The sequence below is a fragment of the Megalodesulfovibrio gigas DSM 1382 = ATCC 19364 genome, from assembly GCF_000468495.1.
Taxonomy (GTDB): Bacteria; Desulfobacterota; Desulfovibrionia; order Desulfovibrionales; family Desulfovibrionaceae; genus Megalodesulfovibrio; species Megalodesulfovibrio gigas.
In genome coordinates, this window is the sequence record NC_022444.1 from 3,547,556 (window position 1) to 3,564,415 (window position 16,860).

The window sequence follows — 16,860 nt, forward strand, 5'->3', positions numbered from 1 at the left end:
GGCTGTGTATGGCGGGTTAGTGCACGTTGTTTTTGAAAAAACTCTCGGGGGAAAGCCTTTCTAGAGAAAGGTTCTTCCCCCGAANGAGCGCGAGAGGGGAGAACCTTTTGCAAAAAGGTTTCCCCTCTCGCAACGTCCTTGGTTTCAAAGAGACGTTGCCTTAGTGCACGTCCCAGGCCGGGCCTTGGGGGGTGTCGCGCACGTCCACGCCCATGGCGGTCAGCTCCTCGCGCACGGCGTCTGCGGCGGCGAAGTCCTTGGCCTTTTTGGCCTCCTGCCGCTGCAGCAGCAGGGCTTCCACCCGGGCAGGATCGATGCCTGCCCGGCGCACGCGCACGTCGCGCATCTGCTGCAGGAAGGCGGCGGCCGGCTGCTGGAACACGCCCAGGATCTCACCCCAGGCGGCCAGGGCGTCCTGAGTCTCCTCAAAGAAGGCCTTGCCCTGTTCGCTCTTGCGCAGGCCCTTGTCTTCCAGCACGCGATTCACCAGCCGCACCAGACCGAACACATGGCCCAGGGCTGCGGCGGTGTTCATGTCGTCGGCCATGGCCTCGTCGAAGAGGGTTTTGATGTCCGCAAATTCCCGCAGCACGTCGTCGGGCAGGGACGTCTTGTTCCACTTCTGGTTGGCCAGGGCTTCTTCCACAGCCTGCATGGCGGTATAAATGCGGATGAGATTCTTTTCCGCCTCCTCCATGGCCTGGGTGGTGAAGTCGATGGGGCTGCGGTAATGCTTGGTGATGAGGAAAAAGCGCAGGGTCTCGGGCAGGTACTGGGCAATGATGTCCCGGATGGTCTTGAAGTTGCCCAGGGACTTGGACATCTTTTCCGAATCGATCTGTACGAAGCCGTTGTGCATCCAGAACCGGGCCAGGGCCTGCCCGCGGGAGGCGCCGGTCTGGGCCATCTCGTTTTCGTGGTGCGGGAAGATGAGGTCCTGCCCGCCGCCGTGGATGTCCAGGGGCAGGGTGAAGTATTTCTCGCTCATGGCCGAGCACTCGGTGTGCCAGCCGGGCCGGCCTGGTCCCCAGGGGCTGGACCAGGAAGGCTCGCCGGGCTTGGCGGCCTTCCAGAGGGCAAAGTCCAGGGGGTCTTCCTTTTCCTCGCCCGGGGCCACGCGCGCGCCGGCTTCCAGTTCCTCGATGTTGCGGCCGGAGAGCTCGCCATAGGCCTGATAGGCGCGCACGCGGAAATACACGTCGCCGCCGGGGGTGGCGTACGCGGCGTTTTTGGCGATGAGATCCTGACAGAGCTGGATCATTTCGTCGATGTGTTCCGTGGCCTTGGGCTCCAGGGTGGCCCGGCGGACGTTGAGGGCGTCCATGTCTTCGTAGAAGGCCTGGATGTAGCGCTGGGCCAGGGCGTTGGGGTCCTCGCCGAGCTCGTTGGCGCGGTTGATGATCTTGTCGTCCACGTCGGTGAAGTTGCGGGCAAAGATCACATCCAGCCCCTGGGCGGTCAGGGCGCGCACGAGCACGTCGAAGACCACGGCCGAGCGGGCATGGCCCACGTGGCAGAGGTCGTAGGCCGTGATGCCGCAGACGTACAGCCGGACCTTTCCAGGTTCGGCAGGGGTGAACGGCTCTTTGCTGCGGGTGAGGGTGTTGTACAGGCGCATGGGGTGTTCTTGAGTTCCTTTAAGGGGTTGGGCAGATGTCCTGCAGGGCGGTCACCAGTTCCTGGCGCACGCGGGGGGCCTGGTCGTTGGGCACCTGGCAGGTGCCCACGGCCTTGTGGCCGCCGCCGCCGTACTTGAGCATCAGGCTGCCGACATCCTTGGCGCAGGAGCGATTGAGGATGGAATAGCCCACGGTGAAGACGGTGTTCTGCTGCTTGAGGCCCCAGATAATCTGCACGGAGACGTTGGCCGTGGGGAACAGGCTATACAGCGTGAACCGGTTGCCCACGTAGATTTCGTCCTGGTCCCGCAGGTCCAGCACCAGCACGTTGCCTTCCTGCACGGCATGGTCCAGGAGCATCTGCCTGAATTTTTCCGCATGGGCGTAATAGCGGTCCACGCGTTCCTTGACGTCCGGGTCCTGCAGGATCTCCTCCACGGGCATGTGCCGGCACAGCTCGATGAGTTTTTCCATGAGGGCATAGTTGGAGATGGTATAGTCCCGATAGCGGCCCAGGCCAGTGCGGGGATCCATCAAAAAGCCCAGGAGCACCCAGCCGGAGGGGGTGAGGATATCGTCCTTGGTGAGCTGGCCGGAGTCCACGCGGTCCACCTGCGTCAGCATTTCATCAAGCGCAGGCGGGAAGGTGGCGTGGCCGCCGTAGTATTCCCAGATCACGCGGGCGCAGCTGGGCAGGGCCTCGGAACGTCCCTGGAAGTTGGCGCCCTCGGGCAGTCGTTCGTGTTCGCTGGTGTGGTGGTCGAACCACATGCCGGCATCGGGATGGAAGGGGACATTGGCCAGGATATCGTCCTTGGTGATGTCCACCTTGCCGTCTTGCACGTCCTTGGGGTGGACGAATTTCCAGCTGTCCATGATGCCGGCTTCCTTGAGCAGCACGGCGCAGATGAGGCCATCGAAATCGGAACGGGTCAGCAGCCGCATGGGCTCCTCCGGAAGGTGGTTCTGGCATGGCCGGCGCGCCCGGGAGGCGCAAGGTTTCACGGAAGGTATATGATAGAGATTTTCGCGTCGGTTGTGAACCGTCTTTTTCACAAATGCCCTGTCGGTTCACTCCGCACGGGCAATGGCCAGGCAGCGCAGCTCCCGGAGCTTGCGGCCGGAGAGGGGCCCCTTGTTGCGCAGGGAGGCAGGCAACTGCACGGCAAGCACGCGGCGCATGTCCTCGCGGATGCGGTGCATGGCGTCGGCATAACTGTCGCCCAGACCCACCTGGGCGCGGTCGGCCTGGGCCAGGAGCAGCATGGGGTCCAGCAGGCGCAAGGGATGCAGGGCGATGAGCAGATCCACGCGGGTGCCGGGGCGCAGTTGGGCGTAGCCGCCGAGTTTCATGTGGTGCAGGGAGGCCGATTCCGCCGCCTTGAGGTGCCGGGTGGAAAGCCGCAGCCGTTCGGCCAGCGCCCGGGCCAGGGGCGCGCCGTGGATCTCGTGGCTGTGATGCCGGGGCAGACGCAGCACCGGGGAGACGCATTTGCCCAGATCGTGGCACAGGGCCAGCCATACGGCCAGGGCGTCGCCGCCGGCAGCCTGCACCCCGTTCATGACATTGACGGTATGGGTCAGGACGCTATTGGCCCCGTGATAGGCCGCCGGCCCGGCCGGGATGACGGCGGCGCGGTCCAGGGGGGCAAGCCAGGGGGCCAGGCAGTCGCCCAGGTCCAGCACTTCCAGGAACCGGCCCGGCCTGGGGGCGGCCATGGCCTTGAGCACCTCCGCGCCCACACGCTCGGCATCCAGCCCGTCCAGCAGGCCCTTGCGGGCCACCTCCTTCATGGCGGCCAGGGCCGAGAAGTGCAGGCGGAAGTCCGGCAGCTGGGCAGCAAACCGGGCCAGGCGGAACACGCGCAGGGGATCGTCCAGCAACGCGGTGGCCGAGGCCGGCCTGAGCCAGCCGTGACGCAGGTCGTGGGCGGCCAGCGGATGCAGATGCAGGCGGCCGGCGTGTTCGCCGTGCAGGGCCAGGGCGATGGCGTTGATGGTCAGATCGCGGGCGGCCAGATCGGCCTGGATGTCCGGCCCGCGGCCCGGCGCGTATTCCCGCCCGTGGTGTAGGAAAATGGGGAAGCACTTGCCCACGCGCCGCGCCTCGGGCAACAAGGCCGTGAGGGCGGCTTCGTCCCCGAACCAGGTGAAGTCGCGGTCGTGTTCCGGGATGCCCAGGAGCATGTTTCGCAGGGCCCCGCCCACCAGATAGATTTGCACGATGTTGTGAAGACGCAGCGGTGAAGAAAAAAGGATGGAAGTGGATGCAGACTCATTGCCACGGGACGCGCCACGGCGCAAGACCCTCGGTCTGGTGCTGGGCGGCCGGCGCACAGGGCCTGGCGGAATCCATCACCCCGGCGCGGGCTGTTGAGGCCGGATGGGGCCGCTGGGGGGAGGAACTGGCCGCCCTGGGGCCGTGGGCCGAAGCGCCGTACCCCTGGGACCATGCCAGCCGGGGGCCGGTTTCGCCGGGAGATGCCGCCCTGCCGCCGGTGGTGCTGGCCGGGCCGTGCTCCTCCGGCCTGGATGTGGCCTGGCGGCTGTTCGCCACCTGGGATGCCCCGGAGTATTCCAGCATCCTGGCCGTGACACAATGGGCCGGCCGTGGGCAGGTGCGCCGGCCGTGGAGCTCGCCGCCGGAGAATCTGCATGTGGTGATCCGCTGGCCCAATGCCGGCATTCTGGGCGGACCGCTGGCCTTTCTGGCCGCCGGGCTGGCCGTGGCCGAGACTCTGGGACAGCTGGGCGTCGATGTGCAGCTCAAATGGCCGAATGATGTTCTGTGGCAGGGGAGAAAGATCGCCGGATTGTTGGTGGAGGAGCGAGGCGGGGCAATGGTTGTGGGCATGGGGGTGAACCTGGGCTGGGCGCCTTCGCCGAAGGATCTTCGCGAGGGATACGCCGTGGAAGCCGCTGCCCTGGGCTGGAAAACCGGCCCGGTGCTCTTCTGGCTGACCTGCCTGCCGCGCCTCATATCCATCTGCAACACCTTGAACTTGTTTGCACCGGAAGAGCTGTGCCAGATGGCGGAGCGCCGGTTGGCCTGGCTGGGGCAGGCCGTGGCCCTGCAGGACGCCCAGACCACGGATGGCAGGCTTTTTGACAAACTGGTCGCAACTGTTGTAGGCGTGGGGGTTGACGGCAGCCTCCAGGGGCTCGTGGATGGTCGTGTTGCATCCTTCAGCGCGGCGGCCGTTCGCCTTCTTTCCACTTCTACCTTCCGGTTGGATCGCTCATCATGATTGACAACGAACAGCAGATCAACGGTCTCGGGCTGCGCTCGGCTTCCAGGGGCACGGGCAAAAGCTTTGAGGACGTCCTGGAAGAGGTTCGCGGCAAGCCCATTCTGGTGGCCAACCGCGGTATTCCCGCCCGGCGCATCCTGCGCTCCATCAAGGAACAGTTCAACGCCATTCCCGTCCTGACAGCCACAGACATCGACAAAACCGCCCCGGTGACGGCCGGCGCCCGCGAGCTGGTGCTCCTGGGTGAGGATCCGCGGGCCTATCTGGACATTGATCTCGTCATCCGCAAGGCCAAGGCCCGGGGCATTATCGGCATCCACCCCGGCTGGGGCTTTGCCTCGGAAGACGACAGCTTTCCCGCCAAGTGCGAGGAAGCCGGCATCATTTTCATCGGTTCCTGCGCAGAATCCATGCGCCGCCTGGGCAACAAGGTTGAGGCGCGCAAGATTGCAAAGTCACTGAATATTCCCGTTGTTCCCGGCTCCGATGGCGCCGTGGACATCCCCGAAGCCCGGCGCATTGCCCTGGAAATCGGTTTTCCGGTGATGCTCAAGGCCGAGGGCGGCGGCGGCGGCCGCGGCATTTCCAAGGTCTCCAATATGGAAGAGCTGGAAAACGCCTTTGAAAAAGCCTCGGCCATGGCCAAAGCATCCTTTGGCAACCCGCGGCTGTTTGTGGAAAAATATATGGATAACGTCCGCCACATCGAAATTCAGGTGGTGGCAGATAAATATGGAAATGTATTCGCTTTTGACGAACGTGATTGCTCCGTGCAGCGCAACCATCAAAAACTGATTGAAATCACCCCTTCGCCCTGGTCCGGCATGACGTCGGAATTGCGCTGGGCGCTTAAGGAATACGCCCGCCGCCTGGTGCGCGCGGTGGATTACTACTCCCTGGCCACGGTGGAGTTTCTGGTGGGGCAGGACGGCGAGGCCTATCTTATTGAGGTCAACACCCGCCTGCAGGTGGAGCATGGCATCACCGAATGCCGCTACGGCGTGGATTTGGTGGAAGAGCAGATCGCCATTGCGTTTGGCGGCCAGCTGCGCTTTACCCAGGAAAACACCATCCCCCTGCAGCACGCCATGCAGGTGCGCATCAACTGCGAGGACCCCAAAAACGGGTTCAACCCCAGCTGCGGCGTCATCAGCCGGTACATCTCCACGGGCGGCCCCGGGGTGCGGCTGGATTCCTGCATTGCGGCGGGCTACGAGTTCCCGGCGCAGTACGATTCCGCCGGCAGCCTGCTCATCGGGTATGGCAAGAGCTGGGAGAAGGTTATCGCCATCATGGATCGCGCCCTGGGCGAGTACGTGGTGGGCGGCATCAAGACCACCATTCCCTTCTACCGCCAGATCCTCAAGTGCCACGACTTCCGCACCGCGGATCTGGACACCAACTTCATCGCCCGCCATCCGGAGCTGATGCAGTACACGGACGTGGAATCCGAATCCACCCGCCTTTCCCGTCTGGCGGCGGAAATTTCCGCCAAGGGCTGGAACACCCATGTGCAGCTGGGCAAGTACCGTACCCGGGAAACCCCGCGCATGACCGCCTTCGAGCCGGTGCTGCCGGCCATTGATCAGAAGGCGTACAAGCCGGCCTATCCCCGTCGCGACGGCCAGGCCCTGGTGGATATGGTGCGCGACTCCGGCTATGTGCATTTTGCCGACACCACCGCCCGGGACATCACCCAGTCAAACTCCGGCAACCGCTTCCGTCTGGCCGAGGATGCCCTCATGGGTCCTTACCTGGACAACTGCGGCTTCTTTGCCCTGGAGAACGGCGGCGGCGCGCATTTCCACGTGGCCATGCTGGCGAACATGACGTACCCGTTCACCGAGGCCGCGGCCTGGAACGGCTTTGCGCCCAAAACCAACAAGATGATCCTCATCCGGTCCACCAACGTGCTGGGGTACAAGCCGCAGCCGAAGAACCTGATGCGCCGCACCGGCGAGATGATCTGCGAGCATTACGACGTTATCCGCTGTTTCGACTTCCTGAACCACATCGAAAACATGCGGCCCTTTGCCGAGGTGGCCCTGGGCAACAAGGAAGTGGTGTTCGAGCCGTCCTTGTCCCTGTCCTGGGCGCCGGGCTTCGATGTGCCGCATTACCTGGCCGTGACCGAGGAGATCCTGCGCGTGTGCGCGGCTGTGGCCGGCGCGAGCAAGGAGGCTGTCTCCAAGCGCATCATCCTGGGCCTGAAAGACATGGCCGGCGTGTGCCCGCCGCGGTTCATGACCGAGCTGGTCACCGCCCTGCGCAAGACATGGCCGCATCTGGTGCTGCATGCCCACCGCCACTTCACGGACGGGCTCTTCGTGCCTGCCGTGGGCGCGGCCGCCAAGGCCGGGGCGCACATCGTGGATACGGCCATCGGCGCGTCCGTGCGCTGGTACGGCCAGGGCGATGTGCAGTCCACCGCCGCGTACATTGAGGAAGAGCTGGGACTGCCGCTCAAGCTCAACAAGGAAATGATCCGCACGACGAACTTCGTCCTCAAGCAGATCATGCCCTATTACGACCGCTACACCGCGCCGTACTTCCAGGGCGTGGACCACGATGTGGTGGAGCACGGCATGCCTGGCGGGGCCATCTCGTCCTCCCAGGAAGGAGCCATGAAGCAGGGCTACATCAAGCTCGTGCCGTACATGCTCAAGTTCCTGGCCGGCACGCGGCGCATCGTGCGCTACCACGACGTGACGCCCGGTTCGCAGATCACCTGGAACACCGCCTTCCAGGCCGTGACCCAGGCCTTCAAGCGCGGCGGGGAGAGCGAGGTGCAGTACCTGCTGGAAGTGCTGGATACCGTGGTCAAGGATCCGCAGCTGACCAGCAATCCGGAGTTCCGCCGCACGGCCTGCATGCTGTACCAGGATTCCAACGACGCCTTCCGCAATCTGCTCCTGGGCCAGTACGGCCGCCTGCCCCTGGGATTCCCGCCGGAATGGGTGTATGAATCCGCCTTTGGCCCGGACTACAAGAAGGCCCTGGAAAACCGCACCGAGCGCTCCCCCCTGGAGTGCCTGGACGATGTGGACATGGCCGCCGAGGAAGCCAAGCTGGCCGAGCTGCTCAAGCGCGCGCCCACGGAGGAAGAGGTGGTCATGTACCTCAACCATCCCGGTGACGCCTTGAAGACCATGGAGTTTCAGCATCAGTATGGCGATCCCAACCAGCTGCCCCTGCACGTCTGGTTCGAAGGGCTGGACCCTGGGGAGGACATGAACTTCCAGGACTCCAACGGCATGCCGCACAACATGCATCTGCTGACCATTTCCCGGCCCGGGCCGGAGGGCAAGAGCATTGTGCGCTATGTGCTGGACTCGGAAGTGATGGCCCACGAAGTGCAGGTGGTGGAACCCCTGCGCGGCGGCGCCACGCGCGTGCCCATGGCTGATCCCCGCAACCCGTACCACGTGGGCGCGCCTTCCAACGGCGACCTCTGGGTCATGTACATCTCCCCTGGAGACATGGTCCAGAAGGGCGAGGAGCTGTTCAACATCTCCATCATGAAGCAGGAAAAGGCCGTGCTCTCCCCGGTGGATGGCCGGGTGAAGCGGGTGCTCAAGTCCGCCCAGTACTCCGACGACAAGCGGATGATCCCCGTGAAGGAAGGCGAGCTGCTGGTGGAGCTGGAACCGGCGCCCCATGTGTGCGCTGCCTGCAGCAAGGCCGCGCCCATGGATGAATGCGCCTTCTGCCCCCACTGTGGCACGCCCATGTGCTGCACCCTGAGCCCCGAAGAGCTGGCTGGCCAGCGGGGGATGGAGGGGGATCCTGACCCGGCGTAGCGTATAGTGTTGCGTCCTCAAAACATGTCCATATATGGAAGACGCAACACTGGGCCGCCTGCAAGGCGGCCCCGGAGCCNCGGACGGTCCTCCCCGAAATAAGATGATGGAAACATCGTCTTATTTCGGGGACGTCACAATCGCCGTTGCATTGATTGCTTGAACATGATGCCGGCAGGGAGGAGCGTGCACGCTCCGCCTTGCCGGCATATTTTGTTGTCGCGGGGGGGAGCCTGGAAATTGTCCGGACCCCGTTTTTTGGCCCTAAACTTTTGCCCGGACCAGACGAGAAGACGGGTAACTGCACGGCGAAACCATCACGCCACCCCCTCGGGATGTCACCGGGGGCACGGAGGAAAGGATTCCTCCAGGCATGACGGCAAGTGCGGTCCATATGGCCACGGATTCGGCCATCGCAGGCAAGGACGCCTGTGCAACTTCAAGGAGGAAACGCCATGTCTCTGGTTATCAACCACAATATGATGGCCGCCAATGCGGCCCGGACCCTGGGCAACCATTACGGCCAGCTCGGCACTTCTGTTCAACGCCTTTCTTCCGGCCTTCGGGTGAACTCTGCCGCCGATGACGCCGCTGGTCTCGCCATCCGCGAGATCATGCGCTCGGACATCGCCGCCCTGAACCAGGGTGTGCGCAACGCCAACGACGCCATCTCCCTGATCCAGACTGCGGACGGGGCCCTGGGCGTCATCGACGAAAAGCTCATCCGCATGAAGGAACTGGCGGAACAGGCCGCCACCGGCACCTACACCTCCGACCAGCGCCTGATCATCGATTCCGAATACCAGGCCATGGCCTCGGAAATCACCCGAATCGCCAACGCCACGGACTTCAACGGTATTTACCTGCTCAACGGCAACCTCTCCAGCACCAGCCACGACGGCACCGGCCTGGTTTCCACGGGCAGGCTGAAGGTCCATTTCGGCACGGCCAACGACAGCGCGGAAGACTACTACTACGTCCAGATCAGCTCGGCCACCGCGTCCTCTCTGGGCGTGGGCAACCAGGCTGCCGCCGGGGTGAACGGATTCTCCATCTCCACGCAGGATTCCGCCCAGAAGGCCCTGGTGGCCCTGCGCACGGCCATTGTCTCCAAGGACATCATCCGCGCCAACCTGGGCGCGCTGCAGAACCGCCTGCAGAACACCATCACCAACCTGGAAATCCAGAGTGAAAACCTGCAGTCCGCCGAATCGCGCATCAGCGACGTGGATGTCTCCCTGGAAATGACGGAGTTCGTCCGCCAGCAGATTCTGACCCAGTCTGCCGTCGCCATGCTCTCCCAGGCCAACTCCCTGCCCAGGATGGCCATGCAGCTCATCGGCGGTTAACGCCCCTGGCGTCCATGACGCCCGCTCTCTGACAACGTGTTGCCCGCCATGTGCCGGACCAGGGACCCTGCCCCCTGGTCCGGCCTTGGCACTTTGATTGCAAGTGCCCTCCCGATTGCCATGTCCAGGAAACTATGACCACACGGGACGAGCATATGTCTACAGATGTGAATGTCGGATCCATTACGTTCACGGGGCTGGGGTCCGGGACGGACTTCGAATCCATGGTCACCAAGCTGATTGAGGTGGAGTCCTACCACAAGAAGCAGATGGAGGCCTGGAAGACGGAATGGGAAACCAAGATTGAGGCGCTGAACGAAATCAACACCGCCATGCTCAATCTGAAGTCCACCCTCGAAACCATGGATTCCATGACCGAATTCCTGACAAAGGGCGTGGCTTCCAGCGATTCTTCCGTGCTGACGGCCAGCGCGGATGCCACGGCCGAATCGGGATCGCATTCCATTGTGGTCAATCAGCTTGCCGCCAACGCCGTCATCACCAATGCAAACGGGCTGGCCAGCAAGACCACCAAGGTGAACACCAGCACCTCGGCGCAGACGTTCGCCTATTCGTACAAGGGGAATGATTACTCGGTCACCGTGGGGGCGGGCGCCACCCTGGAGCAAATGGTCAGCGCCATCAACTCCGACCCCGCCAACGCCGGCGTGCGTGCGTCCATCATCACCGACGGCTCGCAATACTACCTGCAGATGCGCGGGCTGGACCTGGGCAGCAATGCATCGCTTTCCTTCAATGCCAGCGCGACCACCATGTCCAATGCCGCGTTCAACGATGCCTCGGACTTCTCCATCACCCAGGCGGCGCGCAACGCACAGGTCAAGGTGGATGGCTGGCCCTCCGCATCGGACGCCTGGATCGAATCCAATTCCAATACGCTTACCGATGTGGTGCAGGGCCTGACCTTCAACCTGAAGAGCCTGGGGTCCAACCCGCCTGCTGCCGTGACCATCAGTGTGGAAACGGACTACGATTCCGTGAAGGAAAATATCCAGTCCTTTGTGGACAACGTCAATACGGTCCGCTCCTTGGTAAAGACGCTGACAAAGTTTGACGAGAACCTGGAGCAGGGCTCGGTGATGACCGGCAACTACGCCGTGCAGCTCGTGGACAGCCAGCTCAAGCAGGTGACCGCCGAGATTGGCAACGGCTTTTTGCGCTACAACGCCGGCCCGCCGGCAACGGGCGATAAAATTTCCTCGCTTTCCCAGATTGGCATCATGACAGACGCGAATGAGGGGTCCCTGACCCAGGGCCTGTTGGTCATCGACGCCGAAATTCTTGACGATGTGCTGCGCCAGGAGCCCAATGCCGTGGCCGAGCTCTTTGCCGCCACCAACATTGGCGGCGAGCGGGTGGACACCGGCAACTTCAGTTACTACTCCGGCGTTACCGGCGTCACCAAGGCCGGGGTCTATGATGTCTCCTACACCGTGAGCGGCGGCGTCATTACCGGCGCGGTCATTGACGGCAAGGCCGCCAACGTGGACAATGAGAAGGGCACCATCACCTCCATGGAGGGTAACTCCCGAGGCATGGTCATCAACATCAACGACTTCCCGGCAGATTCCACCGGCAAGGGCGTGGTGCGGCTCAAGCAAGGCAAGTCCGGGGAAATGGCCGCGGTCCTCAAGGACATCACCAACGGCGAAACCGGCGCCCTGAACATTCTGGAAGACAACTACACGGACATCATCAAAAGCATCGACAAGAAAATAGATTACGAAGAGCAGCGGCTGGCGCTCATGGAAACGAACATGCGGCTCAAATTCAGCCGTCTGGAGGCCCTGCTGGGCGAGTACGAGAACCTCAGCACCTCCATGGAAAGCCAGATTTCGCAGCTGTCTTCGTCCTAACCGAGAACGCACGGACACGGCGCCGTGCAGGAGTATTGCATGCAAAAAGCTGCAACCGCCTACCTCCAGACATCCGTGGGCACCACGTCCCAGGGTGAGATCCTGCTGATGCTGTACGAAGGCGCCATCAAGTTCCTGCGGCAGGCTCAGGAGAAGATCAAGGAGCGGGATTATGCCCAGAAGGGCATTCTCATCTCCAAGGCCCTGGACATCATCTCGGAGCTGGAATGCAGCCTGAACATGAACAAGGGTGGCGATATTGCCGGTAACCTGCACCGGCTGTACTTCTTTTGCCAGAAGCGATTGCTGCAGGCCAACATCAATATGGATGTGGCCATGGTGGAAGAGGTGGTGACCATCCTGTCTGGCCTGCGGTCGGCGTATCAGGAAGTCATCAAAGGCAATGTGGCCCCGCCGGCAAATGCGCCGGCCATGGCGGCCTCGGTGCCTTCTTCGCCGGCAGCAACGCCGGGGGCCATGGGAGGCGGCGGAACCAAGCCACCGGCAGCCGCCCCGGATCAGGGCGCGCTGCTTTCCGCATCCTTCTGGCTGCAAAAGGGCCGCGGCGGCGCCAGCCCGGAAAAAAATGCCGCCTCCCCCTCGCCGGCGTCCGGTCAGGGAGAACCGCAGCGTCCGGGAGCAGGCCGTTTGGGCATTGTGCCCCCCCTGGGCGTGACTGGACCAAAATCTGATGATGACACCGCCCCCCCCGCCGCAGCCAAGCGTCTGGCAGGCACCCGGCTGTACGAGAAGATTTCCAAGACGACCTGATCCGCCACGCCGTCATCCGCATCGCGCGACGCGAAACCGTCCACTGCAGCCGCCCTGTGCGGGTGCAGTGGACGGTTTCGGTTGAACGAAGGGGCAGTCCGGGAGTCAGGATGACATGAGGTCGGTCAGCGCGCGCCGGGCCACGGCAGGGTCCATGCCTTTGGCCAGGGCGATGGATTCCAGATTCGCTTCCGCATCGCTGGGACGCAGATACAGCGGAACTAGGGGCGCATGGGCGTAGTCGGCCTCGGCCGCCGCCACAAGCAGGCTCTCGCCGTCGGGGTGATCAAAATACGTCGGCAGCAGCCGGCAGCGGGGGTGCTGCTGCAACACGTCCTGCACTGCTGCCGGAGCCTGCCGCAGGGCGCTGCCGAGCACGTGGCAGGCAGTGTCCTCCATGGCGTCCAGTGCGTCCAGCGTGGGCAGGATATCAATGGCCGAGGCGTCGCCGGCATGGAACCGTTGCACGTAACACAACCCTTTGCGGGCATGGGTGAGCACAAGCAGCGGCGTTGCGGGCGCGTCCAGCCGTTGCCGGGCGGCCCGGGCCAGCAGGGCAGGGTAGGCCAGGCCGGCCAGAGGCACGCCGGCCGCCAGACGCAGGCCCTCGGCAAAGGCCAGGCTCATGCGCACGCCGGTAAAGCTGCCCGGCCCGACGACGCAGGCAATGCCGGCCAGATCCTGCGGCCGCAGGGAACAGGCAGCCAGCATGCCCTGCACGCCAGGGGCCAGCAGGGGGTTGGCCCTGCCGGGGGCCATCCACTCCTGGAAGGCCCACACCTGCGGCCCGTCGCCGTCGTGCAGGCCCAGGGCCAGCTGCAGCCGCGTCTCAGCGCAGTTGATGACGAGCAGCGGCCTCACGGCGTGGCGTTGCCCCCGACCTGCAGCGCGCTGTTGGTGCTGTTGCGGGTGGCGTTGAGGCGCGCTTCCATCTCCTGCTGGGCCACATCCAGAGGGGTGCCCTTGCGGGTGATGTCGTTGTACAGGGCCAGGACCATGATGGTGAGGAGCAGCCCCAGGCCGAACTTGGTGGTCCATTCCTGCAGCCGCGGATTCACCGGCTTGCCCCGGACCCATTCCACCAGAAAGAACAGGATGTGCCCGCCGTCCAGCACCGGGATGGGCAGCAGGTTGAAGATGGCCAGGTTGATGGAGAAGAAGCACATGAAGCTGACCACGGCCACCGCGCCCACCTTGGCCGTCTCGTGCACCATCTGGGCAATGCCGATGGGTCCGCTCACCTGATTGAAGGGCACGCGGCCCTGGATAAGCAGCCCGATGCCGCGCACCGAGTTTTCCACGATGAACCAGCAGCGCTTCCAGCTGGAGACGGCAGCCTCCACCAGCCCCAGGGACACGGGCGTGAACTGCTCGGGATCCGATTCCACGCCAATGCGCCAGTACTGCTTCTGCTCGCCCAGGACATCCAGATCCATCACCGGTTGCGGCTGTACCGTCAGTTCGGTCTCGCCGGCGGTGCGATCCACGGTGAAGCGCAGGGGTTGGCCCTGGCTGGCCTGGATGCGCCGCTCCATGTCCTTCCAGTAGGTGATGGATTCGCCGTCGATGGCCAGGACCCTGTCGCCCGGGGCAAACCCGGCCGCGGCGGCGGGGGTGTCCGGCCGGACGTTCTTGAACACGGGCAACAGCCGCATCTCGCCCAGCATGAAGAACAGGCCCCAGAACAGGAGGAGGGCCAGCAGATAGTTGAAGAACGGCCCGCCAAAGACTACCAGCAGCCGCTGCCACGGCGGGCGGGAATGGAAGTGCTCGCGCTCGGTAAAGCCTTCCACCAGCTCGCCGCGGTCGTCCTCGCCCACCAGGGCCACGTACCCGCCCAGGGGAATGAGGGCCAGTTTGTAGGCGGTGCGGCCGTAGCGGAAGCCCAGCAGTTTGGGGCCGAAGCCCACGGAAAACGTCTTCACCCCCATGCCCAGGAGCTTGGCCACCAGGAAGTGCCCGAACTCGTGGAACGCAATGAGCACCCCGAGGGTGACGACGATGGCCACAGTGGAATTGAGCAGTGTAGAAACGTCCATGCGAATATCTTCACTCAGGCATGCCGGTCGGCAGACCGGCTGGCAGCAAGTCGAGGCGCCGCAGGGCCAGGGCTCTGGCGTCGGCATCCAGGGTCAGGGTGGTCTGGAGATCCAGGGCCCCAAAGGGGCCGCTTTGCCGCCAGGACTGCACGGCATCTTCCACCAGACGTGCGATTTCCAGAAACGTGCAGCGTCCGGCCAAAAAGGCGTCCACAGCGACCTCGTTGGCGGCGTTGAGCACCACGCAGGCGCCGTTGCCTCCCTGCGGACCGCAGTCCGCCATGGTCGCCGCCGCGTGTATGGCCAGTTGCAAGCATGGGAATTTTTCTACATCCGGGCTGGCAAAAGTCAAGCTGCCCAGGGAAGCCAGGGACAAGGAAGGGATGTCCAGGGCCAGGCGTTCGGGATGGGCCAGACAATAGGCAATGGCGATGCGCATGTCCGGCGGCCCCAGGTGGGCCAGCTGGGAGCCGTCCTCGAATTCGGCCAGGGAATGGACGATGCTCTGCGGGTGCACCAGCACGTCCACCATCTCCACAGGCAGGCCGTAGAGGTGGCAGGCCTCGATGACCTCCAGGCCCTTGTTCATCAACGTTGCAGAATCAATGGAAATTTTTGCGCCCATGCTCCAGTTGGGATGCCTGAGGGCCTGGGCAGGGGTGACGGCTTCCAGAAACGCGCGATCCTTCTCCCGGAACGGGCCGCCCGAGGCCGTGAGGATGAGCCGGCGCAGGGCGTGGCCGTTGTGTCCGGCCATGGCCTGGAACAGGGCGTTGTGCTCGGAATCCACAGGCAGGATGACCGCGCCCGAGGTCCGGGCCGCGGCGCGGATGAGATCCCCGGCCAGCACCAGGCTTTCCTTGTTGGCCAGGGCCACCACCTTGCCAGCCTGCACGGCGGCCAGGGTGGATTCCAGCCCCGCCGCGCCCACCATGGCCGAAAGCACCACCTGGGCCTGGGGCAGGGCCGCCATGGCCGCATAGCCCGCGGGGCCGATGAGGAGTTCCGGCGCATACCCGGCGGGCAGCAGGGGGATGAGGGCGGCGGCGTGCGCGTCGTCCAGCACGGCCAGATACGGCGGCCGGTGTCGCGCTGCCTGCTGGGCCAGCCGCTGCACATTGCGCGCACCAGCCAGACCAAGGATCCGGAATTTATCAGGATGCGCCTCGATGACCGCCAGGGCGCTGGTGCCGATGCTGCCCGTGGCCCCCAGCAGCACCAGACTGCGCGGGAAGGGCAGCTCGCCGGGCTCTGGCAAGCGGGAAATGTAGTCGATGCAGGCCATTGTGGTCGATTACAGCATGTTCCACACAAACACAAACAGGCCGGCGGCCGGTGCGGCGGCCAGGAGCCCGTCGATACGGTCCAGCACGCCGCCATGGCCGGGCAACAGCGTGCCGGAATCCTTCACCCCGGCGTGGCGCTTGAGGGCGGATTCGAACAGATCCCCCAGCTGCGCGGCCACGGAGATGGTGGCCCCCAGCGCCAGCCAGGTCCACAGGGGGAAAGAGACGCCAGGGTCCAGTCCCACAAGTTGGACCCCCCAGATCTGCCCCGCGCCTGCGGTAAGGGCCAGGGTGGCGGCCAAACCGCCCAGGCTGCCGGCCCAGGTCTTCTTGGGGCTCACTGCGGGCCAGAGCTTGGGACCGCCGATGAGGTGTCCGGCGTAATAGGCGCCCACATCCGAGGCGATGGTGCCGGCCAGCACCAGGGCGTTCTGCCAGGGTGTCCAGCTCAGGGCGATGCACAGGGGCGCGGCGATGTACAGCAGGGTCGAGGCCGGCGTCTGCCAGATCAGCCAGCCGGCAGCGTCCCCACTGGCAGAGTCCCTCTTGGCCGGCGAGCCGCTGCGCAGCAGAAAGCCCAGGCTGCCCAGCCACCAGGTGAGTCCCAGCACGGCCACGGCCACCGCGGGTTGGCCGAGCTGCACTGCCGCCATGCCGCCGGTCAGGGCGGCCAGGGTGATGATGCGGCCGGGCAGGGAGGTGTGGGTCAGGCTCAGAAATTCCCAGGCTGCGGCCAGGCCGGCCAGCAGCGCCAGGACAAAGAGCGGCCAGCCGCCAAGGGCCAGACAGCTTGCAGCCACCACGCCAAGGGCCGTGCCCGTGGCCAGTCGTGCGCCGTGCGCGCCGAATCGTCCAGCAAGGGCCATGG

The 16,860-nt window shown here is 64.4% G+C and carries 12 protein-coding genes; 5 read left to right on the forward strand and 7 right to left on the reverse strand.

The window, feature by feature from the left end; all coding sequences use genetic code 11:
* Positions 1-160: 160 nt before the first annotated feature.
* The 3 genes from cysS to DGI_RS15675 form a co-directional block, all read right to left on the reverse strand.
* A complete protein-coding gene (gene cysS, locus DGI_RS15665) occupies positions 161-1,618 on the reverse strand; it encodes a cysteine--tRNA ligase (protein WP_021762202.1) in 1,458 nt (485 codons plus the stop codon).
* 19 nt (positions 1,619-1,637) lie between these two features.
* Positions 1,638-2,564 carry a hypothetical protein gene (locus tag DGI_RS15670; RefSeq protein ID WP_021762203.1) on the reverse strand — a complete coding sequence of 309 codons (927 nt, stop codon included), beginning with the start codon at positions 2,562-2,564 and terminating at the stop codon, positions 1,638-1,640.
* A gap of 126 nt (positions 2,565-2,690) precedes the next feature.
* A complete protein-coding gene (locus tag DGI_RS15675; RefSeq protein WP_021762204.1) occupies positions 2,691-3,842 on the reverse strand; it encodes an HD domain-containing protein in 1,152 nt (383 codons plus the stop codon).
* A 44-nt stretch (positions 3,843-3,886) separates the two neighbouring features.
* Here DGI_RS15675 and DGI_RS17580 point away from each other — a divergent pair, with 44 nt between their 5' ends.
* The 5 genes from DGI_RS17580 to fliS all read left to right on the forward strand — a co-directional run bounded on the left by DGI_RS17580 (position 3,887) and on the right by fliS (position 12,667).
* Positions 3,887-4,867 (forward strand): biotin--[acetyl-CoA-carboxylase] ligase, encoded by a 981-nt coding sequence (locus DGI_RS17580; protein ID WP_021762205.1) that lies wholly within the window; start codon positions 3,887-3,889, stop codon positions 4,865-4,867.
* The gene (locus tag DGI_RS15685) at positions 4,864-8,670 is read left to right on the forward strand and encodes a pyruvate carboxylase (RefSeq protein ID WP_021762206.1); all 3,807 of its coding nucleotides are present in this window, start codon (positions 4,864-4,866) and stop codon (positions 8,668-8,670) included. Before DGI_RS17580 ends, DGI_RS15685 begins: the two co-directional genes overlap by 4 nt.
* A 455-nt stretch (positions 8,671-9,125) precedes the next feature.
* Positions 9,126-10,019, forward strand: coding sequence for a flagellin N-terminal helical domain-containing protein (locus DGI_RS15690; protein WP_021762207.1), 894 nt, complete (start codon positions 9,126-9,128; stop codon positions 10,017-10,019).
* Positions 10,020-10,174: 155 nt separating this feature from the next.
* Entirely contained in the window at positions 10,175-11,896 is a 1,722-nt protein-coding gene (gene fliD, locus DGI_RS15695; protein WP_027192853.1) for a flagellar filament capping protein FliD, read from the forward strand.
* Positions 11,897-11,935: 39 nt separating this feature from the next.
* Positions 11,936-12,667: a flagellar export chaperone FliS gene (fliS, locus tag DGI_RS15700; RefSeq protein ID WP_021762209.1), complete on the forward strand. Its 732-nt coding sequence runs from the start codon at positions 11,936-11,938 to the stop codon at positions 12,665-12,667.
* A 105-nt stretch (positions 12,668-12,772) separates the two neighbouring features.
* Here the strand turns inward: fliS and tsaB are convergent, their stop codons facing one another.
* From tsaB to DGI_RS15720, 4 genes are read right to left on the reverse strand one after another with little or no spacing between them, the layout of a single operon-like run.
* Entirely contained in the window at positions 12,773-13,528 is a 756-nt protein-coding gene (gene tsaB / locus DGI_RS15705) for a tRNA (adenosine(37)-N6)-threonylcarbamoyltransferase complex dimerization subunit type 1 TsaB (protein ID WP_021762210.1), read from the reverse strand.
* The gene (rseP, locus tag DGI_RS15710; protein ID WP_051286254.1) at positions 13,525-14,706 is read right to left on the reverse strand and encodes an RIP metalloprotease RseP; all 1,182 of its coding nucleotides are present in this window, start codon (positions 14,704-14,706) and stop codon (positions 13,525-13,527) included. The genes tsaB and rseP overlap by 4 nt, the downstream gene beginning before the upstream one ends.
* 10 nt (positions 14,707-14,716) lie before the next feature.
* Positions 14,717-15,991 carry a 1-deoxy-D-xylulose-5-phosphate reductoisomerase gene (gene dxr / locus DGI_RS15715; RefSeq protein ID WP_021762212.1) on the reverse strand — a complete coding sequence of 425 codons (1,275 nt, stop codon included), beginning with the start codon at positions 15,989-15,991 and terminating at the stop codon, positions 14,717-14,719.
* Positions 15,992-16,000: 9 nt separating this feature from the next.
* Positions 16,001-16,858 (reverse strand): phosphatidate cytidylyltransferase, encoded by an 858-nt coding sequence (locus tag DGI_RS15720; RefSeq protein WP_021762213.1) that lies wholly within the window; start codon positions 16,856-16,858, stop codon positions 16,001-16,003.
* Positions 16,859-16,860: the final 2 nt, after the last annotated feature.

Coding starts and splice junctions, on each gene's coding strand:
- cysS (WP_021762202.1), bottom strand. CDS start 1,618: ATGCGCCTGTACAACACCCTCACCCGCAGCAAAGAGCCGTTCACCCCT.
- DGI_RS15670 (WP_021762203.1), bottom strand. CDS start 2,564: ATGCGGCTGCTGACCCGTTCCGATTTCGATGGCCTCATCTGCGCCGTG.
- DGI_RS17580 (WP_021762205.1), top strand. CDS start 3,887: ATGCAGACTCATTGCCACGGGACGCGCCACGGCGCAAGACCCTCGGTC.
- DGI_RS15685 (WP_021762206.1), top strand. CDS start 4,864: ATGATTGACAACGAACAGCAGATCAACGGTCTCGGGCTGCGCTCGGCT.
- DGI_RS15690 (WP_021762207.1), top strand. CDS start 9,126: ATGTCTCTGGTTATCAACCACAATATGATGGCCGCCAATGCGGCCCGG.
- fliD (WP_027192853.1), top strand. CDS start 10,175: ATGTCTACAGATGTGAATGTCGGATCCATTACGTTCACGGGGCTGGGG.
- fliS (WP_021762209.1), top strand. CDS start 11,936: ATGCAAAAAGCTGCAACCGCCTACCTCCAGACATCCGTGGGCACCACG.
- rseP (WP_051286254.1), bottom strand. CDS start 14,706: ATGGACGTTTCTACACTGCTCAATTCCACTGTGGCCATCGTCGTCACC.
- dxr (WP_021762212.1), bottom strand. CDS start 15,991: ATGGCCTGCATCGACTACATTTCCCGCTTGCCAGAGCCCGGCGAGCTG.
- DGI_RS15720 (WP_021762213.1), bottom strand. CDS start 16,858: ATGGCCCTTGCTGGACGATTCGGCGCGCACGGCGCACGACTGGCCACG.